This window comes from Calidifontibacillus erzurumensis, assembly GCF_013303125.1.
GTDB lineage: Bacteria > Bacillota > Bacilli > Bacillales > Bacillaceae_J > Calidifontibacillus > Calidifontibacillus erzurumensis.
In genome coordinates this window covers 1-24,800 of record NZ_JABTTE010000006.1, presented here as the reverse complement: position 1 = coordinate 24,800, position 24,800 = coordinate 1, and the positions used below count along the sequence as shown (strand labels likewise).

General features: G+C 35.4%; 21 protein-coding genes and 2 pseudogenes. 13 read left to right on the top strand and 10 right to left on the bottom strand.

The features are described from left to right. Positions 1–41: 41 nt before the first annotated feature. From peaB to HR057_RS06425, 7 genes are all read left to right on the top strand, one after another. Complete coding sequence (peaB, locus tag HR057_RS06455; RefSeq protein WP_173730615.1) at positions 42–1,502, top strand: quinohemoprotein amine dehydrogenase maturation protein; 1,461 nt, start codon at positions 42–44, stop codon at positions 1,500–1,502. Between the two features lie 32 nt (positions 1,503–1,534). Continuing rightward, positions 1,535–2,614, top strand: coding sequence for a YncE family protein (locus HR057_RS06450; protein WP_173730614.1), 1,080 nt, complete (start codon positions 1,535–1,537; stop codon positions 2,612–2,614). Positions 2,615–2,626: 12 nt separating this feature from the next. Further along, on the top strand, positions 2,627–3,556 hold the full coding sequence (locus HR057_RS06445; protein WP_173730613.1) for a hypothetical protein: 930 nt from the start codon (positions 2,627–2,629) through the stop codon (positions 3,554–3,556). A 103-nt stretch (positions 3,557–3,659) separates the two neighbouring features. Then, positions 3,660–4,652 carry a peptidase U32 family protein gene (locus tag HR057_RS06440; RefSeq protein ID WP_173730612.1) on the top strand — a complete coding sequence of 331 codons (993 nt, stop codon included), beginning with the start codon at positions 3,660–3,662 and terminating at the stop codon, positions 4,650–4,652. Next, positions 4,649–6,385, top strand: coding sequence for an ABC transporter ATP-binding protein (locus HR057_RS06435; protein ID WP_173730611.1), 1,737 nt, complete (start codon positions 4,649–4,651; stop codon positions 6,383–6,385). Before HR057_RS06440 ends, HR057_RS06435 begins: the two co-directional genes overlap by 4 nt. Positions 6,386–6,595: 210 nt before the next feature. After that, positions 6,596–7,315, top strand: coding sequence for a subtilisin-like serine protease QhpE (qhpE, locus tag HR057_RS06430; RefSeq protein ID WP_230474373.1), 720 nt, complete (start codon positions 6,596–6,598; stop codon positions 7,313–7,315). A gap of 45 nt (positions 7,316–7,360) precedes the next feature. Then, positions 7,361–8,833, top strand: coding sequence for an aldehyde dehydrogenase family protein (locus HR057_RS06425; protein ID WP_173730610.1), 1,473 nt, complete (start codon positions 7,361–7,363; stop codon positions 8,831–8,833). 186 nt (positions 8,834–9,019) lie between these two features. Here HR057_RS06425 and ahpF read toward each other — a convergent pair whose 3' ends face one another. Further along, positions 9,020–10,546: an alkyl hydroperoxide reductase subunit F gene (gene ahpF, locus HR057_RS06420; RefSeq protein WP_173730609.1), complete on the bottom strand. Its 1,527-nt coding sequence runs from the start codon at positions 10,544–10,546 to the stop codon at positions 9,020–9,022. Positions 10,547–11,020: 474 nt separating this feature from the next. On the opposite strand from ahpF, the gene HR057_RS06415 reads away from it, so the two are divergent. Together HR057_RS06415 and HR057_RS06410 are read left to right on the top strand one after the other, a co-directional pair. Further along, positions 11,021–11,971: a fumarylacetoacetate hydrolase family protein gene (locus HR057_RS06415; protein WP_173730608.1), complete on the top strand. Its 951-nt coding sequence runs from the start codon at positions 11,021–11,023 to the stop codon at positions 11,969–11,971. Beyond that, on the top strand, positions 11,971–12,450 hold the full coding sequence (locus HR057_RS06410; protein ID WP_173730607.1) for a DinB family protein: 480 nt from the start codon (positions 11,971–11,973) through the stop codon (positions 12,448–12,450). Before HR057_RS06415 ends, HR057_RS06410 begins: the two co-directional genes overlap by 1 nt. Positions 12,451–12,501: 51 nt before the next feature. Here HR057_RS06410 and HR057_RS06405 read toward each other — a convergent pair whose 3' ends face one another. From HR057_RS06405 to HR057_RS06385, 5 genes are all read right to left on the bottom strand, one after another. Beyond that, positions 12,502–12,702: a YgaP family membrane protein gene (locus tag HR057_RS06405; RefSeq protein ID WP_173730606.1), complete on the bottom strand. Its 201-nt coding sequence runs from the start codon at positions 12,700–12,702 to the stop codon at positions 12,502–12,504. A 543-nt stretch (positions 12,703–13,245) separates the two neighbouring features. Continuing rightward, positions 13,246–14,709: a GntP family permease gene (locus HR057_RS06400; protein ID WP_173730605.1), complete on the bottom strand. Its 1,464-nt coding sequence runs from the start codon at positions 14,707–14,709 to the stop codon at positions 13,246–13,248. 89 nt (positions 14,710–14,798) lie between these two features. After that, positions 14,799–15,590, bottom strand: coding sequence for an enoyl-CoA hydratase (locus HR057_RS06395; protein ID WP_173730604.1), 792 nt, complete (start codon positions 15,588–15,590; stop codon positions 14,799–14,801). A gap of 177 nt (positions 15,591–15,767) precedes the next feature. Continuing rightward, entirely contained in the window at positions 15,768–17,315 is a 1,548-nt protein-coding gene (locus tag HR057_RS06390; protein WP_230474372.1) for an AMP-binding protein, read from the bottom strand. 203 nt (positions 17,316–17,518) lie between these two features. Further along, complete coding sequence (locus tag HR057_RS06385) at positions 17,519–18,892, bottom strand: sigma-54 interaction domain-containing protein (RefSeq protein ID WP_173730718.1); 1,374 nt, start codon at positions 18,890–18,892, stop codon at positions 17,519–17,521. A gap of 182 nt (positions 18,893–19,074) precedes the next feature. Between HR057_RS06385 and HR057_RS06380 the strand changes: the two genes are divergently transcribed. Then, on the top strand, positions 19,075–19,509 hold the full coding sequence (locus HR057_RS06380; RefSeq protein ID WP_173730603.1) for a MaoC/PaaZ C-terminal domain-containing protein: 435 nt from the start codon (positions 19,075–19,077) through the stop codon (positions 19,507–19,509). Positions 19,510–19,624: 115 nt separating this feature from the next. On the opposite strand, the gene HR057_RS06375 is transcribed toward HR057_RS06380, so the two are convergent. Beyond that, positions 19,625–20,380, bottom strand: coding sequence for an IclR family transcriptional regulator (locus tag HR057_RS06375; protein WP_173730602.1), 756 nt, complete (start codon positions 20,378–20,380; stop codon positions 19,625–19,627). 223 nt (positions 20,381–20,603) lie between these two features. Between HR057_RS06375 and HR057_RS06370 the strand changes: the two genes are divergently transcribed. The 3 genes from HR057_RS06370 to HR057_RS06360 all read left to right on the top strand — a co-directional run bounded on the left by HR057_RS06370 (position 20,604) and on the right by HR057_RS06360 (position 23,415). Beyond that, a complete protein-coding gene (locus tag HR057_RS06370) occupies positions 20,604–21,716 on the top strand; it encodes a cupin domain-containing protein (protein ID WP_173730601.1) in 1,113 nt (370 codons plus the stop codon). 277 nt (positions 21,717–21,993) lie between these two features. Beyond that, entirely contained in the window at positions 21,994–22,488 is a 495-nt protein-coding gene (locus HR057_RS06365) for a flavodoxin domain-containing protein (RefSeq protein WP_173730600.1), read from the top strand. Positions 22,489–22,542: 54 nt separating this feature from the next. Then, on the top strand, positions 22,543–23,415 hold the full coding sequence (locus tag HR057_RS06360) for a hypothetical protein (protein ID WP_173730599.1): 873 nt from the start codon (positions 22,543–22,545) through the stop codon (positions 23,413–23,415). Positions 23,416–23,936: 521 nt separating this feature from the next. Here the strand turns inward: HR057_RS06360 and HR057_RS06355 are convergent. From HR057_RS06355 to HR057_RS16965, 3 genes and pseudogenes are all read right to left on the bottom strand, one after another. Then, positions 23,937–24,221, bottom strand: coding sequence for an FAD/FMN-containing dehydrogenase (locus tag HR057_RS06355; protein WP_173730598.1), 285 nt, complete (start codon positions 24,219–24,221; stop codon positions 23,937–23,939). A 136-nt stretch (positions 24,222–24,357) separates the two neighbouring features. Then, positions 24,358–24,477 (bottom strand): annotated as a pseudogene (locus HR057_RS16970) (YVTN family beta-propeller repeat-containing protein); the annotation flags it as partial. 123 nt (positions 24,478–24,600) lie between these two features. Beyond that, positions 24,601–24,800: pseudogene (locus HR057_RS16965) on the bottom strand (YVTN family beta-propeller repeat-containing protein); the annotation flags it as partial.

Here is a 24,800-nt window from a genome sequence, read left to right as displayed (position 1 = left end):
GTTTTTAATTTCTTTTAAGTAAAAGAGGGGAAGTGTATGGAGTGCAGCCGACAAACATTGCGAAGGAAAGCATCTTAAAACTTTCGAATGCACTTACTTTTCATGTAGATGGAAAAATGTATATTTACCATGGATTAAGTGGTGTCATTACCGAATTAGATCAAATTAGTGCAAGCGTGTTAAATATGTTTCAGCAGCAAGACACAATCACTAGGCAAGAGCTCCTGTCCAAAATCAAAGATACTATTGATGAAAGGGCTATTGAACAAGCGATTGATGAATTAGTTCAGATGGAAATTCTTATCGAAAACGACGTCAAAGGGATCCATAGTCTAACGCCTGGGATCCCCAATGTCGAAAAAATTCCTTTGCAAACATTAGTTTTTCATCTTATTAATGAATGCAATTTGAGTTGTACCTATTGCTATGCCGGCGGAGGCAACTACGGAAAACCGATGAAGCTAATGAGTATTGAAACAGCAGAAAAAGCGATCGATTTTTTAATTCAACAAAGCGGAGATGAGCCAAGAATTTCGGTCGTTCTTTTTGGTGGGGAGCCTACGATGAATTGGCCTCTTATCAAAAGAATCGTTGAATATGGAAGAAAGATGTCCGAAAAGGTTCAAAAAACGATCGATTTTTCAATGACTACAAACGGAACGTTATTGAATGACGAACGCATTAAATTTTTAACAGAAAATCATGTTGGCGTCACCGTTAGTATGGATGGACCTAAAGAATGGCAAGATCAGTTCCGCATTTTTAATAATGGTGCAGGTTCTTATGATATTGTCTTAAAAAATGCCAAAAAATTAATTGAAATGCGTCCGAAAAAACCTGTAGCAGTAAGAGTTACTGTCAATAAAGGGTTTCCGTCTGTAAAAGATTTATTTTACCACTTTTTAGACATTGGTTTTCATGAAGTTGGCTTTGCTCCTGTATCAGCGGCAGATGAAGCTTTTGTTTTAAACTCACCTGAATTATGGCGTTTGCTTGATGATTTTGAACAGTTGGCAGAAGATTACGTACAAGCAGCAAACAATAACCGATATTTAGGTTTCTCAAATCTTTCCAATATTCTTGTTGAGCTGCACTTTGGTATAAATAAAGGTTATGCATGTGGGGCAGGCATTGGATTTATGGCAGTCAGCCCCTCTGGTGAATTATTTTTATGCCATCGCTTTAATGAACAAAAGGAGTATAAAATCGGTGATATTTACCAAGGCATCAATAGAAATTTCCAGGCTGAATTATTAAGTTCCCTTCATGTTGACAATAAAACAACATGTTCATCATGTGCATTAAAGCATACATGTTCTGGAGGGTGCTATTACGAAGCTTTAGAAAGGATGGGAGAAATAACATCTCCTAATCTTCATTACTGTCAGTGGATGAAAAAGTGGTACAAAATCGGGCTTAAAACATATGTCCGAATTATGAAAGAAAACCCTACTTTTATTGATCGTATTGCAGGTCTTACATCTTCTTGCCACACAAGTTAGGAAAATAACAAAGAAAAGGAGGTAACAAATGGATGAATTATAGCAGCACCTATTTTCATTTATTGAAAAAGTTTTTTCTTATTCTCGTCATTGCCAGTTTGCTTTTTTTGGCATCTGGACCATTTGGAAAAGCGGAAAGTACAAAAGAAATGTTATACATTGGTGGGTTAGACGTAACTTTTGCAGTTGACCCGGTCACAAAAAAGGTAACAGAAATACCGATTAAAGGCCCTAACCGGGATATGACTTGGACGAAGGACGGCCGCACTTTATACATTAACAGTGAAGGAAGAACAAAGGTCGCTGTTGTTGACACGAGAGAAAATAAAGTGATTGATACATTGACTTTTAGTACGAAAGATTATGTGGCACGGATCTATGGGTTAGCTATTGATCCAACTGGGGAGAAGTTGTATGCAACGTTAATGCGCTCGAAAGTAGAAAAAACTGAATTAAAAGCGCTTGAACCGGTTATTCAAGTAATGGATGTTAAAACCAAAGAGGTCGTTAAAGAGATTAAGGTGCCATGGGGTACGCACACGCTGCAATTTTTCAAAGATGGGAAAAAGCTCCTTGTTTGGGCGAAAGACATTTATGTGTATGACATTGAAAAAGATGAATTAAAACTTCATACACCAGTGATGAATGCAGATCCTAAAGATGGAATTGGAAACTATTTATATTTCTGGGTGCGAGGAGAAGACAATCATGACGTAGCTCTTGCAACGAATTACAAATTTTATCCGGAAACTGGTGAAGTAACAGAAGGGGTCATTCTTTTTGATTTAGAAACAGGTGAATATAAAGAAGTAGAATTTAATGAAATGATCGGCGTTTTCTCAGGTGCGATGACTAAAGATCGAAAAACAGCTTACCTTGGTATGAATTTTATTGCAAAAGCCAACTTGGAAACAGGAAAGTATGAGAAAGTCGTTCCGAATGTACCGGGAACTTCATATGGATTTAATTTAAGCGGTGATGGAAAAACGTTATATGTTTCAGGAGCAGGGCCGGATATTAGTTTTTACGATGCTGAAACTTTAGAACTGAAGGAAACGATTGAGCTTTCAACCGATACAATGGATGTTCGTGTCATTCAAATTCAACAATAGGAGAAATGAGATATGGAATTTTCACTTGCGGTTCAGTCTTCCGATCAACTAAAAGTTTTAGATCAACTATCGGATTTTAATGATTTTACAGATGTCGAACGGGAAACATTTGCGAATGTTCAAAAAGCATTAAGGTCTTATTATAATTCGCCTGTATTTACCCGTCTCTACTTTGGGTCTGAATTTTGCCAATACCGGCTTCCAAAGCCTGAAGAAGTGATAAAAGCATATGAGAAAGCAGTTGATTTGGGGTATTCATTTACGTTTGTCACCCCTTATGTCACTGAAAGAGGTTTGAATGAGTTGAAGCAGTTGTTTGCTGTTCTCCACGAAGAGGCGGTTAGGGATAAAAAAATGATTGAAATTGTTGTCAATGACTGGGGCGTTTTATATGAAGTGAAACAAAATTACTCAAATTTTCAACCGGTGATCGGTCGTCTGTTAAATAAAATGATTCGCGATCCAAGAGTTGCCCACCTATACGACAGGGAAGATGCACCGCAAAAAGCAAAATCTGTTTTGCAATCATCAGCCGTATCTGTTTCGTATTTCAAAAATTTTCTAAAGAAAAATCGTGTGAACCGAATTGAATTTGATAATTTAATTCAAAAAATGGAAAGTCCGTTGGAAGAAGATTTTTCTTCTTCCCTTCATTTAGGATTTGGGTGTATTGCTTCAGGCAGGTCATGTATCGTCGGCACACTCCATAAGCCAAAAGAAGAAAAGTTTAAAGGTGAAATCAAGTGCAAACAGCAATGCCGGCATTATCAAGTGGAACTCGTATTAAAAAAAGAAAAACTTGGTACAATTCCAACGAGGAATTTCCAAAAAGGAAATTCCGTCTTTTATCAACAAACAATGGAATTAATAGTCAAAGGTCTTCAATGGGCAAAAGAAAAAAACGTCAACCGGATCGTCGTCAGTCCGAAAATTCCTGTTTAGTTCGTGGACTTTATGAAATTGAAGTGCTCATTTGCTTGTTGATTTTTCCAACAATTGTCCTTGAAAAATAAACGACTATATATCAAAGGAAAGGGGGAGGAAGATGAAAGTGTTGGCGCCCATCAGTAGACTTGAGGAAGTAGATATGCTTGTTTCTAGTGGGGCAGAAGAATTTTATGTCGGTTTTATTCCGTATGAATGGGTGACTTCCTTTACAAGCGGTATTTGGATGAATCGCAGAGCTCCCCAAGCAAGCATCCCAAGCTTCGAAGAATTTGCAAGTTTAGTAGATCGTGCCCATACGTACGGGGTGGAAGTCTTTATGACATTGAATGCACCGTATTATGTAGAAGTCCAATACCCGATATTATTGGAAATTGTTCACAGGGCTTTACAAGCAGGAACAGACGGGTTTATTGTCTCAGACATTGGATTAATGATTGCAATAAAAGATCGCTTTCCTGATGCAACCATTCATGTGAGCAGTTTGGCAACACCGATCAATAGTTCCAGTATTCATCTGTATCGTGAATTGGGCGCATCTAGAATTGTTTTCCCAAGGAGCCTTTCGCTCCATGAAATGAAAGAAATCATTGATGAGGGCGGAAGAGAACTTGAATATGAAATTTTTATTTTAAATGACGGCTGTATTTATGAAGAAGGCTTTTGTTTTACAACTCATAATCAGGTTGGGGCTTTTTGCTCGACAACGAATTGGGAATACCAATTTATGTCTTCCAAAGGCAAGCAACTGAATTTTCATGAACAAACTGCACTTGGACGCCATTTGAAAGATTATGAAGACTATGTTTGGTATACACATAGCTGCGGTTGTTCTGTATCAAACCACGGAATTCCACTTGGACCGTGTGGATTATGCGCCTTGCCGGATATTTATCGCTTAGGCATTGATTCTCTAAAAATTGTCGGCAGAGAAGCAGATTCCTATAGAAAGCTTGCCAGTGTTCAGCTAGTAAGTTCCATCGTTAAATCCGTACGGGCAGGAATGGAAGATGAAGAGGTTAAAGCAAAAGCGAAACGAATTCGAAAAACTCCTGAGCATTGTCAATCAGGATATATGTGTTATTACCGATGAAGACTTTGCATTCTCTTAAATGGATTGTTCCATTCTTTAAACCTTACAGGTTCATTATTGTATTCATTATTATCGTTTCAATTATTAGCACAGCTTTAACCTTGTCATATCCATTTTTGTCAAAGGTTTTAATTGATGATGTATTTTTAAATAAAAAGTATGAATTGAAAGCTGTTCTTTTGATTGGTGTAGGAATGATGGTTATAGGTGTCATCCTGCAGGCAGTGAATAGTTATATTTATTTAAAAGTAACTTTATCAATTTTGAAGTCTTTAAGGGTCCACTTTTTTCAACGAATACAAAGAAATGTTTATGATTTTTTCGTTCGAAATAAGGTTGGTGACATAACTACAAGATTAAATGGTGATTTAAACGAAATTCAAAGTTTTGTAACAGACGGCGCCTTGCAATTCATTGTAAATTTGCTAACGCTATTCTTTATTACTGGTATGCTCATTTATTTAGATTGGAAATTGTTATTGTATGCACTCGTTTTTATCCCAATCCTTCTAGGGTCTCTCATCTATTTTCGTCCGAAAATTATTAGGAGAACGAAAAAAATTCGAGAACATCATAGTCATATTCAAGCCCATATGATTGAAACTTTTACTAATATTAGGCTTATTAAGTTATCACAAGCAGAACATGAGCAAGAGATGAAGTTAGATCAAAAGATAGCCGGCTTAAATCGAGAGACTGTTACACTTTCAATCATTCATAGTTTAGCAGAAGGAATCCCGCGTATGGCAATCGGTATTTCAACAGGGCTTGTGTTTTTAGTAGGCGGAACAAAGGTCATTCAAGATACGATGTCTCTAGGCAGCTTGTTAGCTTTTACAACCTATTTAGGACGTTTCTACAGTCCAATTCAAAGTTTAGCAAGTTTATATTTACGTCTTCAACGGGTACGTGCTTCAATCGATCGAATTTACGAATTTGTTTTTAACTCGGAAAAAGAGACGGATATGCCAAATGTGATGCCTGCTAAACAAAATGAACCGGTTCATTTTTTACTTGAGTTTGATCAAGTTTTTAAAGGGCGAATTTTAGATGACGTGACTTTTACAATGCAGCCGGATACGATGACAGCTTTAATAGGTGCAAGCGGGTCTGGTAAAACGACTTTAGTCGATGCATTGGTAAGGTTAACGCCGATTACGAGTGGTGTCATCCGTTTTTGTGGTGAAGATATAAACCGGATTCCCATTCATCGGTTGCGGAAAGAAATTGTAATCGTTTCTCAAGAACAGGAAATGTTAAGTGGAACCATTATGGATAATCTTTTCATTGGTTTTTCAGAAGATGAAAGAAAGAAGCTTACACATGCGGAAATTGAAGCTTGTTGTAAATGCGCCGGCATATTGGAAGTTATTCAATCACTCCCGGACCAATTTGATGCTTATGTTGGCCAAAAGGGAATGATGTTATCCGGCGGTGAAAAACAGCGGCTTGCCATTGCAAGAGCGCTTCTAAAAAATCCTGTTCTACTCATTTTAGATGAAGCAACATCCGGTATCGATCAGCTTGCCGAACGTCAGTTGTTTCAAAGGTTAAAAGAATGGATGAGAGAGAGTTCTAATTGTAAAGGTATATTAATCATTTCGCATCGCCTTGCAGCTATGAAGATGATGGATCAAATCTTTCTATTTAATAATGGAAAAATAGTCGAGCAAGGAACACATCATATTCTTGAAAACCGTTCCATGTTCTATCGAGAGTTGATAAAAAGTTGAAAACCATTGGGCTTGGATGATTTTCTACTGTGGAATATATACAAGCGAATGGAGAACTGATAGCGGATCTGTACGAAAATATTGCTGCTTTTTAAGGAGGTGAATGGCACCAAAATATAAATTAAACTTTTTATTTTTTCAATATGAAAAGCAGTTTTTGCACGTAAGCAATGAAACAAAGAGGAAAAAGAGTAGGGAGGTGCAAAAATTTTGCTTGAAACAAAAAATGTGCATAAAATGAATAGTTTCTATACAGGTAGAGGTGTAACGATTGCTGTCATAGATAGTGGAATCAACCAATATCATTCTCATGTCCAAGGAGTCAAAGACGGTATACAAATACGAGTGAACCGAGAGCGGTATATTGAATATCATCATGACTTCCGCGATAGACTTGGGCATGGCACAGCTGTTGCTGCTGCGATCAAAGGCATTGCAAAAGATGCTGATCTAATTGGAGTAAAAATATTTGATGATAAATTAGCGGCTTATCCGTCCGTTTTGGCTGAAGCCATTGAGTGGTCTATCGAAAACAACGTGCAAATTATCCATTTAAGTCTTGGCCTCGACCAAGATTATGAGATGATAAGAACTGCTTGTAAAGCTGCTTGCGAAAAAAATATAGCGATTGTTTCTGCAATCGACCGAAGCCGCGGAATTATTTATCCTGGTGTCTATCCTGGCGTTTTTGCCGTTCAGGCAGGTGAAGTTAAACGGGACGAATGGGCTATAGATCATAACAATACATTCATAGCTTGCGGTTTTCCTCGTGAATTAAAAGGGAATGCGCAGCTCTATAATATGCACGGCCACAGTTTTGCGGCAGCGCATTTTACCGCCCACTTGGCACTCATCTTTGAGGAAAATCCGACATGGACGTCCCGTGAATTATGGGAACATGTCTATTCTAGTATCAATCATAACTTTTGAAATGAGTAATAAATTTATACAGATATTTGAAATGGGGGAAGATATATGGTAAAAGAATACAAATTATTTATTGATGGACGATGGGTTGATTCTATTTCTGGGAAAACTTTTAAATCTTATAATCCAGCAAATGGTGAACTAAACGGAATTATTGCTGAAGCTGGTGCGGAAGATGTTGATTTAGCAGTTAAAGCTGCTAGAAGAGCTTTTGAAAGTGGACCATGGTCTGAAATGGCTCCAAGTGACCGCGGCCGATTATTATATAAAGCAGCCCAAAAATTATGGGAAAATTTAGATTATTTAGCAGAATTAGAATCAAGAGATAATGGTCTTACGATTAATGAAACAAAACATATTGCGATCCCAGCTTCTATTGATGTTTTAGAATTTTATGCAGGACTTGCTAATAAAATTCAAGGCGAAACATTAAGCTCACCTAAAAACCGTTTGAATATTACCATTCGTGAGCCGTTGGGAGTAATTGGTGCAATCGTACCATGGAATTTCCCAATTATGTTGACGATGTGGAAGCTTGCGCCTGCACTAGCAGCGGGGAATACAATTGTTATTAAGCCGTCAGAAGAAACGCCAATTAGTGTGCTAGAGTTAGCAAGATTATTCCAAGAAGCAGGTATTCCTGACGGTGTCATCAATGTCGTAAATGGTTATGGACATATTGCCGGGGAAGCTTTAGCTTCACACCCAGGAGTCGATAAAATTGCATTTACTGGTTCTACCGATACTGGAAAATTAATCATGCAAGCTGCAAGCAAAAATCTAAAACCTGTATCGTTAGAATTAGGTGGAAAATCTCCAAATATTATTTTTGATGATGCAAATATTGAAGATGCGGTCAATGGATCACTATTTGGCATCTATTTTGCTCAAGGTCAAGTTTGTGCTGCCGGGTCTCGGCTTTTTGTTCAAGAATCTGTCTATGATAAATTTATGCAGGCATTTGTTGACAAGGCAAAATCAATTCGTGTAGGGAACCCATTAGATCCAACAACACAGATGGGACCTCAAATTTCTGCAGAACATCTTGGCAAAATTGAAAAATATGTACAACTTGGACTAGATGAAGGAGCGAAACTTGTCATTGGCGGAAGTCGTCCTGATATCGGATTAAATGGAAACTACTTTACACCAACCATTTTTGAAAACGTATCCAATGAAATGACAATTGCCCGCGAAGAAATTTTTGGACCAGTTGTTTCTGTCATCCGCTTTAAAGATGAAGAAGATGCTTTAATTAAAGCTAATGATACAATTTATGGCCTTGCTTCCGGTGTATGGACGAAGGACATTAAACGGGTTTTCCGTATGGCAAGAGGATTAAAAGCAGGTACAGTGTATGTCAATACATTCAGTATGCTTGACAGTGCAGCTCCATTTGGAGGTACAAAACAAAGCGGATTCGGCCGTGAATTAGGCATGGAAGCTATGAATATGTATACAGAGACAAAGCACGTCTGGGTTGATTTAAGTCCGCAAGCATTGAATTGGTATGGTTTATAAAATTGGAATGAAAGTATAAATGATCTATCAATCTATTAATAACCAATATAGAAGCATTAAACAAAATTATTAATAATTGAAAAGATTGTTGTAGAACACTTAATAAAAAAGGGAGAAATTTAGAAATCAAGTTCATGATTTCTGAATTCTCCCTCACTTTTTGCATTTATTTTTAAGGAGATACCATTAATTTCGGATAAGGTAATCAAATGCTCCTAAAGCGGCAATGGCACCTGAACCCATTGAAATAATGATTTGCTTGTATGGGGTATCGGTGCAATCTCCTGCTGCAAAAACCCCTGGAATATTCGTAGCACCGTTCTTTCCGATTTTAATTTCTCCGTGTTCATTAAGTTCTACGATGTTCTGTAACCATTCGGTATTTGGTACATGACCGATTTGTACAAAAACCCCTTCAACATCTAAATGTCGAGTTTCATTTGTATCACAATCGATATAGTCAATACCGTTTACTTTATTTGTTCCGGTAATTTCTTTAATTTTCGTGTTTTCGATAATCGTTACGTTAGGAAGACTACGTATACGTTCTTTTAGAACAGGATCTGCTTTTAAGCCTGATCGTGCAAAAAGGGTAACATGTTTTACAATTCCAGCTAAATCAATCGCTGCTTCTACCCCTGAATTTCCTCCACCAATGACCGCTACATGTTTTCCTTCAAAGAGTGGACCGTCACAGTGTGCACAATAGGCAACACCTTTATTTCTAAATTCAGCTTCACCAGGAACACCTAGGTTCCGCCAACGTGCACCGGTTGATAGGATAACTGTTTTACTTTTTAATACTGCACCGTTTTCCAATGTTATCTCAATAAAATCATCTTTCTTTTCTAGATGGGTGGCACGCTGCAAATTCATAATATCAACATCATATTGTTTGACATGTTCTTCAAGACTAGCAGCAAGTTTCGGGCCTTCCGTGTAATTGACACTGATAAAGTTTTCAATACCGAGTGTATCCAAAATTTGTCCGCCAAAGCGATCAGCCACAATTCCTGTACGAATACCTTTCCTTGCTGAATAAATAGCAGCACTAGCACCTGCAGGGCCGCCTCCGATAATAAGGACATCATATGGTTCTTTTTCAGCAAAATCAGAAAGATCTTCTGTACTTCCTAGTTTAGCTAAAATTTCTTCTAGAGACATTCGTCCACTGCTAAAAAATTCTCCATTTAAATGAACAGTTGGCACAGCCATAATATTTTTGCTTTCTACTTCTTCTTTAAAGACTGAACCGTCAATCATCGTATGGGTAATGTTTGGATTTACTAGGCTCATCACATTCAATGCTTGTACAACATCTGGGCAGTTGTGGCAGCTTAGACTTGCATAAGTTTCAAAACGATAGGTTCCTTGCAAGCTTTTCACTCGATCGAGTGTTTTCTCATCCACTTTTGGTGCTCGACCACTTACTTGTAATAGAGCTAATACTAATGAAGTAAATTCATGTCCAAGAGGAATACCTGCAAATGTAATTCCAGTATCTTCATTGATGCGGTTTATGCTAAAACTAGGCGTTCTTTCCAATGTTGTTTTTTCAACTTTTATTTTAGAAGACATAGCAGCTAATTCTTCAACTAAAGCTGTCATATCTTTAGAAGTATGATCATTTCCTACACTTAATTTAATAACGATATCATTTTCCATTAGCTGTAAATATTGCGATAACTGAGCTTTAATTTCTGCATCTAACATCCTATTGCACTCCTTATTGAAAAGAAATTTACTTCTTATTTAAAATAATTCTAAAACTATAATTATTATCATATAAAAAGATTTTTTTGTCAATTGTTTCCGCAAACAAATTTTTTTGTTTACTTTTTAACTGTTCCCAAAGTGTAATGGCATTCATACATCAAAGAATTCTTTCCGTGATGTTGAATAAAACTTAGTAAGAGATTGACGTTCATTGCTTAAAATTTCGTTCAAAAAAAGAAACTAGTAGGATAAACACTTTTAATTAATAAAAAGCACATAAATAGTGAACGTTGTTTAAATAAAATACTTAACTCATTTAACAAAATATACTTAAAATATAAAAAATATAATTATTGACAATAATCTATATAGTGTTTTATCTTATAAGTAATTATCGTTTTCGAAATAGTGAATAATGTTTTCTATTTGTGAGCAAAAGATAATAAATCTTTTGAAGGGGGATTAGGAAAATTGAAATTAATTACTTTTAATGCTGTAGGAGTATCTAGAATTGGCGCAGTAACAAATGAGAATATTGTTGATTTACATGCTGCTTTTGAAGCTTTACTAGATTCCCAAGGAAAAATCCGAGCAAAACAAATCGCAGAAGCTTTCGTTCCTAGCGATATGACTGGATTTTTACAAGGTGGAAAAGAAAGCATGGAATATGCTAAAGAAGCAATTAAATTCGCTTGTGAAAATAATGAATATAAAGGACGGAAGCTTGTTTTTGCAAAAAATGATGTAAAGGTTGAAGCACCTGTACCGCAACCTGGCAAAATGATTTGCGTTGGACATAATTACCGTGAACATATTTTAGAAATGAAACGGGAATTGCCTGAATTTCCAGTTATATTTGCTAAGTTTGCGAATACAGTTATTGGTCCAGAAGATGATATTCCATTTTTCCCAATTTCTGAACAATTGGACTATGAAGCAGAATTTGCTTTTGTCATTGGCAAAAGGGCAAGAAATGTTTCTCGCGCGGAAGCACTTGATTATGTAGCTGGCTATACGATTGTTAATGATGTGACGTACCGAGATATTCAACGTAGAACACTTCAATGGTTGCAAGGGAAAACGGTTGAAGGCAGCGCACCTATGGGTCCATGGCTTGTAACAACAGATGAATTGACAAACCCATCTGGTTTGGAGATGGTTTTAACAGTTAACGGTGAGGAAAGACAGCGCACAAATACTGCAAATCTTGTATTCGATGTTCCATATTTAGTAGAGTTTTTATCAAATTTAATGACATTAGAACCTGGAGATGTCATTCTAACTGGAACACCTGGTGGGGTAGGATTTGCAATGGAACCACAAGTGTTCTTAAAAGATGGGGACATAGTGAGAATTGAGATTGATAAGATCGGGGTACTTGAAAATAAAGTAAAAAAAGTGGCGGTTGAGGTGAAATGCTAATGACGATTCAAGAATCAATTCAATCTGTGCAAAAATCATTAGATAAAATCATAGAAACCGTTGAAAATCTATCAGAAGATATTATTCGCAAAAATCCAACACCAGAAGAATGGTCAATTATGCAAATTATTTGCCATGTAGCTGAAGCAGTTCCATATTGGATCGGTGAAATCGAAAATATTAAAGCTGCCCCAGGAACAGAATGGGGAAGACATTTTACACATGCAGGACGGCTTGCAGCTGTTACTAATACGGAAGCTCGTGCTGTTTCAGATGTAGTGAATGAATTAAAAGCATTGCGCCCATTAGTTGAAGAAAAATTAGGTGGGCTAGATGAGGCAACTTTAGCGATCGAATCTCCAAGTCGTAATCCTAATTTCGGAACAAAGCCGATCTCTTTTATTGTTGATCATTTAATTGTAGAACATGTCAGCAAACATTTTGGTCAGATTCAACGGAATTTATCAAAATTACAATAAGAAATTTTTATGTGAAAAAGGTCAACTGCTTTATGAGTTGACCTTTTTCACTTACATTTTCGCGTCTTTATTTGTGTTAATTTTAAAGATTGGATAAAGTGGACAAAACTTTATAAATGCTGTAATCAATAAGACAATTCCTACTAGGCCAATGTATTTTATGGTACCATCTAAAATAAATAATAATGATAACAAGATTAATCCAAGAATAATTCGAACCAATCTATCTACAGGACCAACATTCGCTTTCATAAGCTCACCTCCCTGCCAATATTTTACTATTTTTTCTAGAACTTTCTTGTTTAAATCGTGACAAAAAATCAAAAGTTAATTGGAATTTTTTAAGGAAGAATGGAAAAACATTCAATCATAATTTGAAAGCAAGCAACAAAAAAATGCTTAATTGATGCGGAAATGGTGGCAATAATTTAATTGGTATTTAAACTGACTGCTTTAAGGATTTCTTTTAATTTTTTAGTGCTCGTCCAATTAATTGTTTCGTAGAATTTCGGTTGATATATTGTTGAGTTTATAATCGCTTCATTGTCCAAAATATTCTAAAAGTAAAAGGCACCTTCCAGTTTCTCAGGAAAAGAAAAAGAAAGTGGAGTAAAAATTAATTCTCCACTCTCTTTATTTTGGCTTTTTTCAGGCTGTGGTTTTCTCTTTTTTGATTAGAAAAAGGTCTATTAATTCCGCTGGAAATTGGCTTCATTCAACTCCTAACATCTGTATTTCATCTCAAGTAAAAGATCTATTAAAGATCCATTTTCATAATTGAGTCCTGCATTTCCTTTATACAATTGCAAACAAGCTGAAAACACCAATAATAAAGAATACTGCAAGTGTCTTTATGACAGTAATTGCAAAAATATCTTTATAAGCTTGACGATGAGTAAGACCACAAACAAGAAGGAGGGTTATCACAGCACCGTTATGTGGCAATGTATCAAAGCCTCCTGCTGACATGGCAAGTACACGATGTAATACTTCCAATGGAATACCATATTCTTGAGCTGCTTGAATATACGTATCTGCCATCAGCCCTAAAGAGATACTTAATCCACCAGAACCTGAACCGGTGATACCACATAAAACGTTTGTCATAATCGCTCCATTTAAGAGGGGGTTGGAAAAGAATCCTGTTAAAAAGTCCTGTATAGCAGAAAATCCCGGTAATGCTGCAATAATACCGCCAAAACCATATTCTGATGCTGTATTCATTGTTGCAAGCAATGAACCGCTTATTCCTACTTGCATGCATGATTTAAAATTTAGTTTAGCAGCTTGAACATTCACTAAAATTGTCGCTAATATTCCCATAATTAGAGCCAACTCAACCGACCAAATTCCAATTACCTGGGACATATTGACACTTCCATATGTCTCTAGTCCAATAGCAGCAAAATCAAATCCATTAGCATACCAGACAGGAATATATTCGGTAAAAAACTTATTCATTACTCCCACTATGAGCAGGGGGATAAACGCAAGCCAATCTCTTCTAGTAATCTTATTTCCGGCAATACTTTCAGAAGGCATTGTTGATTCCATAGCAGCTATGCTAGTTGCCGCTAATTCAGCCTCAGCTTCTTTATTTATAGCTTTATCCCCAATTCCGAAATATCCTTCGCCAATTTTGGCTGCTTTTTTTCTACAATGATTCAAATATAATAGGCTGAAGGTTGCGATAAAAATAGCACCAATAGACCCCAACAACGGAGCAGCATATATATTTGTGTTAAAAAATGTCGTTGGAATAACATTCTGGATTTGTGGAGACCCAGGAAGTGCATCCATAGAAAAAGTAAAAGCACTAACCGCAATAGTTGCTGGAATTAACCGTTTTGGAATATTTGCTTCACGAAAAAGCTGATTTGCAAATGGATAGATAGCGAATACTGCAACAAATAAACTTACCCCGCTATAGGTTAAGATGGCACCCATTAATACGATCGCTAGTATTGCTTGTTTCGGTCCGATAAATTGAACAATTATTTTTGCAATACTTTTAGCAACACCGCTTATTTCAACTAATTTTCCAAATAAAGCACCAAGTATAAAAACTGGGAAATACAGCCTAACAAAGTCAACCAGCTTTACCATATAAATATTAGAAAAATAAGGTAGAACATGGGTAGGATCGGTTAAGAAAACCGCGAATAATGCGCACAATGGTGCAAAAAGAATAACTGAAAAACCACGAAAAGCTAAAAACATAAGTAATCCAAGTGCTAGGATAATTATTAATACATCCATGTATTCTCCCCCTTGCTTATTTGGGTAGTTGTATATCCTCAAAAAAACAATTATCTTAACAAATAATAAAGCGCTTTCATTTCAAAAAATTATTTATCTATAAAATTAGGATTTCTTTTTTGTATAAAGGCTTCTACACCTTCCTTAACATCTTTCGTCTGAAATACACGGCCAAAATTTTCAGCTTCAATTAAGAGTCCATCATTAAGTATTTTTTCATACCCTTCATCAATAGAACGTTTAGCTAAAATTAATGATGGTAAAGAGTAATTATTAATTACATTAGCAAGTTCCAATGCTTTTTCTAAAGACTTTCCTTTTGGTACAACATGATTTACAAGACCAATCTGTTTTGCTTCTTCTGCAGATAATGGCTCACCCGTAAAAATCATTTCCTTTGCTTTCGCTTTTCCAATTAATCTTGGAAGTCTTTGTGTTCCTCCAGCTCCTGGAAATAATCCCAGTTTTATTTCAGGAAGCCCAATGAAAACATGTTCCTCTGCAATTCGAATATCGCAACATAACGCAAGCTCACAGCCTCCACCTAAAGCAACTCCGTTAATTGCAGCAATTGTTGGACAAGAAATATTTTCAATTTTATTTAAAGGTTCTTGAAGCCAAAGAGATTTTTGTTTTGCCTCTTCAACTCCTTTTCCCATCCAAGCTGGAAATTCTTTTATATTTCCTCCTGCCATAAATGCTCGATCTCCAGCGCCTGTAAGAATAACGACCTTTACTTCTGAATCTTTTTCAATTTCGTCGGCGGCAATAGATAATTGTTCTACAACATGAGCACTAAGCACATTAACAGGGGGATTATTAATAATAATGGTTGCAATATTATTCTGTTTGGACCATGAAACAACTGAAACATTACTCATCTTCAATCATTCTCCTAGCTTTTAATTTTTTAAAAATAAATAAATACCAAAACTTGAAGGAGGGGAGGGGCAATATCTTTTTTATAGCTGCTTCTTGTATCTATCTGAAATTCTAATTTGCATTGAACTCGTCACTTTTAGAAGTAGAAGAACTCCGCTGTATAAAAGTTAAATAACTCAACTATATTGCTTTCGGAGAATGAACTTCTGAACCTTTCCTGATGGAGTTCGTGGTAATTCATTCACAAAAACAACCTTTTTAGGCTTTTTGTAACTGGCAAGATATTTTTTACAGTAATCGATCACTTCTTCTTCGGTAAGTTGCGATCCTTCTTTTTTCACTATGACAGCACATACAGCCTCAATGTACTTTGGATCTGGAATTCCAATTATAGCAACATCTTTTATAGAATCATGACGATACAAAACATCTTCAATCTCTGCTGCATAAATATTTTCTCCACCACTTCTGATCATGTCTTTCTTTCTTCCGGCAATTGTTAGATATCCTTCCTCGTCAAATTTCCCTAAATCACCAGTTTTGCACCAACCGTTAACAAAGGTTTCTAATGTAGCCGCAGTATTCTTCCAGTATCCCTCTGAAACTCCTGGACTTTTAATAGCAATCTCACCAACTTCGCCTGGTGGAAGTTGTTCCCCATTCTCATCGATGATTTTAATTTCTGTTAGTGGCATCGGTTTTCCAACAGTATGTCCTTTTTTAAAAGCATCCTGTGGATCAAGGGAAGCAGCAATTGGCTGACCTTCTGTTAACCCATAGACTTGAACTACCCCAAGATGAGGGAATTTTTTCTTTAATGTTTCTAATGCCCATGGCATTAATGGGTCACCACCGGTATAAATCGTTTTTAAAGATTTTAATTTATAATCATCAATATCAGATAAATTTAGCATTTCATAAATCATAAATGGAAATAGGAAGCAGTCTGTAACATTTTCGTGTTCAATAACATCAAGGATTCTTTTAATCTCAAACCCTTGGCTTTTAGTAATGATTACTGTGCCGCCCATTAGCAATATAGGAAGTGCAATATCTTCCATTGCTCCAACATGATATAATGGTCCTGTTGTCATTCCAATTTCTTGTCCAGTGAATTTCCATTTCATTACTTGAATACTCGAAAACCAAAGTGTTGTTCCATGGGTCCAAATTGCGCCTTTAGGTCTTCCTGTTGTTCCAGAAGTGTACATCAACATAACTGGATCATTCATATTAATGTTATTTTTAGTAATTTCGTCAACTGGACCACTTTCTAAGACACTCCAAGGCTCAGACCAATTAGGAATATCATCATCTTGATTTTTTTGTAGACAAAAATACCGTTCAACAGAAACTTGATTATAAATAGGCTCAAGCTGCTTTGCTAAATTTGAATGGAAGCAGAGGATTTTTGTCTGTGAATCGTTTAATGCATATTCTAGTTCTGAACATGTAAGTCTAAAATTAAGCCGGACAGCAATTGCACCAATTTTGGCAATTGCAAAATATAGGGCAAAATATTCAAGACAGTTATATAGTAAAATACCGACTCGATCTCCTTTTTCAACTCCAATTTCTAAAAGTTTATTGGCGTATGAATTTGATATTAGGTGGAGATCTTTATAGGTCCATGATCTTCCTACCTCTTCTTTTATCGCTATTTTACTGGCATTTTCAGTTTTAAAATCATTTGCCATCTTTCTTGTAATAATACTAATATCCAATGAAATTCCCCCTTTTTAATATTTCACTTTATGTATTAAGCAATTTCTGTACCAAGACAAAAAAACAATAAAAGTTTATAATTTTATGATTTAACGCAAAAGTTAAATATTTATAAATTTTCTTGATTTCCGGAAATTAGTGAAAAGATGTCCAAAAAAATAAATCCGGAAATTCGGAATGTATTCTGAATTTCTGGATTTATTTATTGGTCTATTATTTGGTATTTTTTAATTTTGTCATAAAGTGTAGAAATGCCTAATCCAAGAGATTTTGCGGCCTTTTTTTTATCAAAATTAAATTTCTTTAATGTCTTTTCAATGACCCTTTTTTCTGTTTCCTCTACTATATCCTTTAACCTTTTATCATCAAATTTCTTATTATTAAAGCTTTTTAAATAGTCTGGTAAAGCTTCTATTCTTAATATTTCATCATTTGTGAGGTGAACACTTGCATAAATTACATTTTCAAGCTCTCGGATATTACCAGGCCAATCATATTTCTCCAATAATGAAAAAACATCGGAATCAATACTAGTAATTCGTTTCCCAATTCGTACTGTATATTTCTTTAAAAAATAATTAGCAAGTAAAGGGATATCTTCAGTTCTATCCCGTAAAGGGGGAATGAATATTTGGATTGCGTTAATTCTATAGTATAAGTCTTCACGAAATTGTTTTTTTTCAATCAATTTTTCCAAAGGGCAATTTGTTGCTGCAATCACTCTGACATCTACTTTTTTAGGGTGAAGTGCACCTACTGGTTCAATTTCCTTTTCTTGTAAAACTCGTAATAACTTAACTTGCATATGTAAAGGCATATCACCAATTTCATCGAGGAAAATAGTTCCGCCATCAGCTAGTTCAAATTTCCCTTTTTTCCCACCCCTTTTTGCACCAGTAAATGCACCTTCTGCATACCCAAAAAGCTCTGATTCTATTAATTGTTCTGGAATTGCACCACAATTTACTTTTATAAAAGGTTTATCACTGCGATTACTATACTGGTGTATGCAATGGGCAACTATTTCTTTGCCTGTTCCGCTTTCCCCTCTAATTAAAACAGAAATATCACCACTAGCTATCTTTTTAATTTTTTCTTTTATTTTTTTAATTTCTAGTGATTCTCCAATAAAATTGCTTAAAGTATACTTTACTCCCTTTGTGATACTTTGCTCATTTCTAAAGTAATTGTGTTTTGAAAGTAATTCTTTAATATGGATATGCGTTTTGTTCCAATCTTCAATATCACGAAAAATAATGTACCCAATTGCACCGATTATTTCATTATTTAAAATAATTGGTAATCGATTAGCTATTACAAAATTTCCTCTTAGAAACTGTAAATCAGCCATTTCAGACTTACCTGTTCGTGCAACAAGATGCATCCTTGTATTTTCAATTATATCGGTCACGTGCTTACCAATCACTTCGGATCGTTCAACCCCTAAAAATTTACAATAGTTATTACTCATATACTGAATGATTCCGCTGCTATTGACAATGACAGTTCCATAATTTGTACTTGCAAACAAGATATCTAACAATTTAGTATTAAAAATCTCTTCTGCATTCAATATTGATCCTCCTATTCATATATTCTTTATATACAAGTAGGATTTTTAATAGTGTTTTCAATAAAAGGAATTTTCTATATTATCGTATCTCTTGATTAAGAAAATTACAAATATTCTTTAAATAATAAAATTTTGGAACAACTCTTGCATCAAAAATGATATAAAACTTGGAAGGAGGAAATTCAATGTTTAATAAGTATCTGGAAGATTATGAAGTGGGAGAGAGATGGATTTCAAATTCACGTACGATAACAGAGGCCGACTTAGTGATGTTCTCAGCATTTAGTGGGGATTGGTTTCCTCTACATACAGATAAAGAATATGCAGCAAATACAATATATAAGCAACGGATTGCTCACGGAATGCTAATTTTATCGGTATCAACAGGCTTGTTACATTTTGAAAAAGGGGTTGTTGTTGCCTTTTATGGGATGGAAAGGGTTCGATTTGTAAAACCTACTTTTATTGGTGATACCATTCATTTAGAAACTGAGGTTATAGATATTTTAGAAAAGGATGAAAAAACAGGAATTATTACAATAAAAGTGGATATTAAAAAGCAAACAGGTGCAACAGTGGCAGTTAATCAAATGAAAATGTTAATAAATAAAAGACCTTAAAGAAACCCTAAAACCAAAAGAATAGGGTTCCACTACGGATTCCTATTTCTTTTGGTTTTTTGTTTTAGATACCCAGAAATTACATTTAATCAAGGATAGGTCTGAACTAGGTCATTCAATGCCCAAAAATATCGTTTATTTTCCTTCTCATTTCCTTTATAAAAACATTTAATTCATCATTTTCATCATCAGAAATTTGTTCGCTAAAACCCACGACTGCCACTGCTCCCAATAAATTATTTTTAAAGTTTAACACTGGAAAAGAAACGGACGAGACTGATGCGATAATTGGTTCCTTTGCAAAAGAAAATTCACTTCTGCGAATATGCTCTAATTCATTTTCTAGTTTTTCCTTTTCGGCAGGGGAAAGTTTTTTAAATTCAGCTTCTTTCCATTCTTTAATGATGTCATGATCATGAAAAGCTAAAAAGATTTTTCCTGCCGCCGACGTAATTGGCAATATCGTTCCTACTTGTGCCCCTATGTTAATCCCTTGAAAGCTGTTAAATATGTTAATGATCATTGGCCCATTTGAGGTCCAAATGGAATAAGTAACCGTACAAGATGAATGTTTACTAATTTCTCTTAAATAAGGTGTAATTCTTTCAACGACATTTTCCCGGTCAGCTGCAATCATCCCAAATTCGATTAATTTACTTCCAAGTTCATACGTACCTTTGTCTTGATCGCGATAAAGAAAGCCTAATTGGATAAATGTATTTAAATATTTATAAAGGTTGCTCTTTGAAATATTTGTAAGCTCGGCAATTTCAGAAAACTTAAGTGGTTTATCATGTTTTGCGATCACTTCTAAAATTCCTATTCCGGTTTGTAAAGCTTGAATTGTAGTATTACTTTTAATAACTTCCATTCATAATCCTCCTGTTGAACAAAAAACCTTAAACGTTCAATCAACATTCTGTAAACTATGTTACCTATAAATGTAATAAAAGTATAGCATAGTTTATACAAAATTCTTTGAAAATAGTTAATTATTAAATTTACTAAAGAGAAATGTTGACAATTGTCAGAATAGTTTGCTATCATAATAGTGAACATTGTTATCTAATTAGATAATAGGGAGTTGGGATAAAATGGCGGAGAAATTTGATTTTTTACAAACAAAAGAAGTTAAAGATTTCAACCAGGAATTAGAGAAATATGATTTAGGTCCTTTATGGGAAGCGATTCCAGAATTAATGCATCATCGTCCGAAGCCACAGGCAGAAGCATATTTGTGGAAAGGTGAAGTTTTACAAAAAAAATTAATGGAGGCTGCTAATATTTTCACACCTGAACGTGGTGGGGAAAGACGGGCCATTTATCTTCAAAATCCAGGCCTAAAGTATCGTCAACCATGGGGCTGGGCATCTACGACACAAACGCTTTATGCAGCGGTACAATTGCTATTACCAGGTGAGAAAGCGCCTTCACATCGCCATTGGCAAAATGCTCAACGGTTTGTCACACATGGTGAAGGAGCATATACAATCGTTCAAGGGCAACGGATTTTTATGAAAGAAGGAAGTTTCTTAATTACGCCAGGTGGACTATGGCATGGTCATGAACATGTTGGAGATAAACCGATGATCTGGATGGATATTCTTGATATTCCGATGGTTTATTCTATTGGTGGTACTTTCTTCGATCATTATCCAGATTTATTAGAACAACCATCACTGCCTGACGACTTTGGATCTCAACGTTATGAAGGCGGAGTTGTACGACCGATTTCAGATCGTCATTCACATATTGCACCAGTTGGCTGTTATCGTTGGGAAGGTACACTTGCAGCGATCGAAGGGTTAAGCCGTTTTGAGCCAGATCCTTACGATGGTTATGCGGTAGAATACTATAACCCATCAAATGGAGAAACAGCTAACCCGACGATGGCGACTTGGATGCAAAAACTTCCAAAAGGCTTCCATACAAAAGCGCACCGTCATACACATGCTGTTATTTACAACGTATTTAAAGGTTCTGGATACAGTGTTATCGATGGTGTAAAATTTGAGTGGACTGAAGGCGATTACTTCGTAATTCCGAACTGGGCATTACATGAACATGTTGCTTACGAAGATACTTTCTTGTTCTCAACAAGTGATTTGCCTATTATGGAGAAATTTAATTTAGAAAGATCTGAAGCGTTAGATACAGGTAACGGTCGCCAAGAAATTAAAAGTGAATTCAAACCAAAAACTCTTTAATTATATAGATTTTTTGTTTAGAAACAATATAGTATTTGAGGGGGAACCCCTTAAGGTAGACAGAAACAAATCTGTTTTCCTTAAGGGGTTTTTCTATGTTTTACGATTTTACAGTATTGGCAAATAGGGATAATCAGATAGAAATGCCCTTTTTGTATTGTTAAAAGTTCACATATAAGTCAATTATTTCTCACGAAAAGCCACGTGAAATGCAAAAATTTTCAGTACAATAGTCCTATAGATAAGTGCTTTTGAAATGAAGAAGGGGGAGATTGAAATGAAAGTATTAATTGTTTTTGTTTCCTCTCATGGCACTACTGAAAAAGCTGCACATATTTTAAGTGACTTCGTTGAGGGTGACGTAGAAATTGTAGATTTAAATGTGAATAGACATCCTGACTTATCACAATATGATGCCATTATAATTGGGGCTTCCATTCATGGTGGTTTAATTTCTCGTAAAGAGAAAAACTTTATTGCTAAAAATCTTCATATATTATTATCTAAAAAAATCGCCCTTTTCCTTTGTTGCATGAATGAAGGAGAAATTGCTATTCACCAGTTTAATAAGGCTTTTCCGGAAGTGTTGAGAAACCATGCAATTGCTGGTGGGTTGTTCGGCGGAGAGTTAATTTTCTCTAAAATGAATTTCTTACAAAGACAAATTATTAAAAAAGTGAGTGGTGCAAGTGAAGATATTTCGAAGCTGGATGTCGATGTAATTAAAGAATTTGCTAATCAATTTAACAAAGAATGTCTTTGTGAAGTGTAATTACAGTTCTTAAAAAAAGTAAGGACAAATCCCTTTAAATGGAAGTGATTAAAAATGAGGAATATAAAGGCAATAAGCATTCTTGTCATTTGTATCGTTTTATTTTCAATGGCTGCCACTTTAGCTGGGATATTTTCTAATCAAGGTCCTGGTCCGTATGAATATGAAACGATCCGGGGACAGTCGATCATGATTTATGGGAAAGGGATTTATCAGCATATGTCGCAAGAAATGGCTCCACAAGGTATCGCACAGGACGTAGTTACCTTGTGCATTGGGGTTCCTTTGTTGATCCTTTCTCTTTTATTAACAAGAAAAGGGATGCTTAGAGGAAAAATCTTACTTGGAGGTACACTCGGTTATTTTTTTGTTACCTATCTTTTATATATGTTGATGGGAATGTACAATAATTTCTTCCTTATATATGTTGCCTTAACTTCTTTTAGCTTTTTTGCATTAGCATTGACACTTTTTTCGTTTGACTTCAGTACATTATGTTCCCACTTTAATAAAAGCCGAGCAATGAAAGTAGTTGGTGCTTTTCTGATCTTTACTTCAGTCATGATGGGACTATTATGGTTAGGGGTAGTGGTCCCGCCTTTATTGGAAGGAATGTTTCCTCCACAGGTAGAACATTATACTACCCTAGTAGTACAGGGATTAGATTTAGCGCTCTTGTTGCCTTTAGGTTTTATATCCGGTGTTTTGTTGTTGAAAGAAAAGCCTTTAGGTTTTTTGCTCGCACCGGTTTACATTCATTTTTTAGCATTGTTAATGGTTGCTCTATCTTCAAAAATTATCGGGATGTCCTTACTTGGAACGTCAGGAGGTCCGGCGGTCATAGTAATTCCATTGATTAATTTAATTTCAATATGGTGCGTTATATTGGTGTGGAAAAATGTGAATGAGCGGGTGGTTGAAATATAGTATGGAGACCGTTTTCCTGCTCTTTAAAAGGTTTTCATGTAATAAATTGATTTCTAAAAAGTTCTTAAAATTTAAGTGAAATTACAAAAAAAAAAAACGAGACATGAAGTTTTCTTTCGGAATAATGCGAATGGTAAATGATGTGTCCTTAACAGAAGAGAGAACTTGACTTAGTAATGACTATTGGGACACTACATCGAACTCAACTCCAGTATGCGGAAATTTCAATATAAAGGTTTTCATTCAATTATTTGATAATCGTTTGTTTCCTATAGCTGTAAAGTATATGGAGCACGACTTTTTCTTTCAAAAAGTTGAAAATTCGCCTTCTTTAATGACTCCTGTATCATAGTCATTAATGTTTTGTCACAACATCTTTGAATTGCTTCATCCTGAAAACAGTTAAAGAAAAATTGGATAATTATTTCAAACCCTTTAGTATTATTAATTAGGTAGATAAATAGATAATCAAAAAAATGAAAGGTAATTGGAGCCTTTCATTTTTTTATAATAGTAATTCCTTAAAGATTAATCACGTTCGTTTGCCGTGGTATAGCATTAGGGTTTCTCATCATTCCACCTTCACCATGGCAAGATTTATACATATTCTCTAATTGTTCATCAGTTAAATTTGGATGCATTTTTTTCATGAAAGGCAGCATCTCTTCAAATGATGGAATACTGTCTCGGAAAAGTTCTTGTATAGATTCTTTAGATGGAGGAACGCTTGCTAGTGCGACAGTACTAACAGTGCCAAATGCAAGACCTACTGTTAAGATTCCAACCATTACTTTCTTATTTCCCATAGTCATCGACCTCCTTTTTTATTTATCCAAATTATAGCTCGTATATTTCAAGAAATTTTGCAGATTATGTGACTTTTTTAAAAAAAAATGGTGGCTCACAAAGAAAACAATGCAAGAGAGCCGGTTTTTTTGCTTGTTATGGTATAATGGCAATTCCGTTTGGAATTTCACCACTCTCAACGGTTTTGATTAATTTATTCTGTTCGTTATCTATAACTCTAGCTGTATTATCTAACATATTTGTTACGTAAACAAATTTATTGTCAGGTCTAACAACAACCCTTGTGTTCCTTTTCCTGTATCGATCGTTGCAGTAACTGTTTTGCTTTCTAAATCAACTCTTGTTACTAAATTTGATGGGTTTTCTGCAGTTCCTTGGTTAGCAATAAAGGCATACTTCATTATCTGTTTGGATAAAAACTTGTGCAGGGCCAACACTTACCTCAACCTTTGTAACTACGTCATTGGCTAAATTAACAATTGCGAAGCTGTTTTCACTCTTTAATGTGACAACTAAAGTTTTTCCATCAAATTTAATTCCGGTTGTAACAGGGGTTGATCCGACTTTAATTTTTTCTC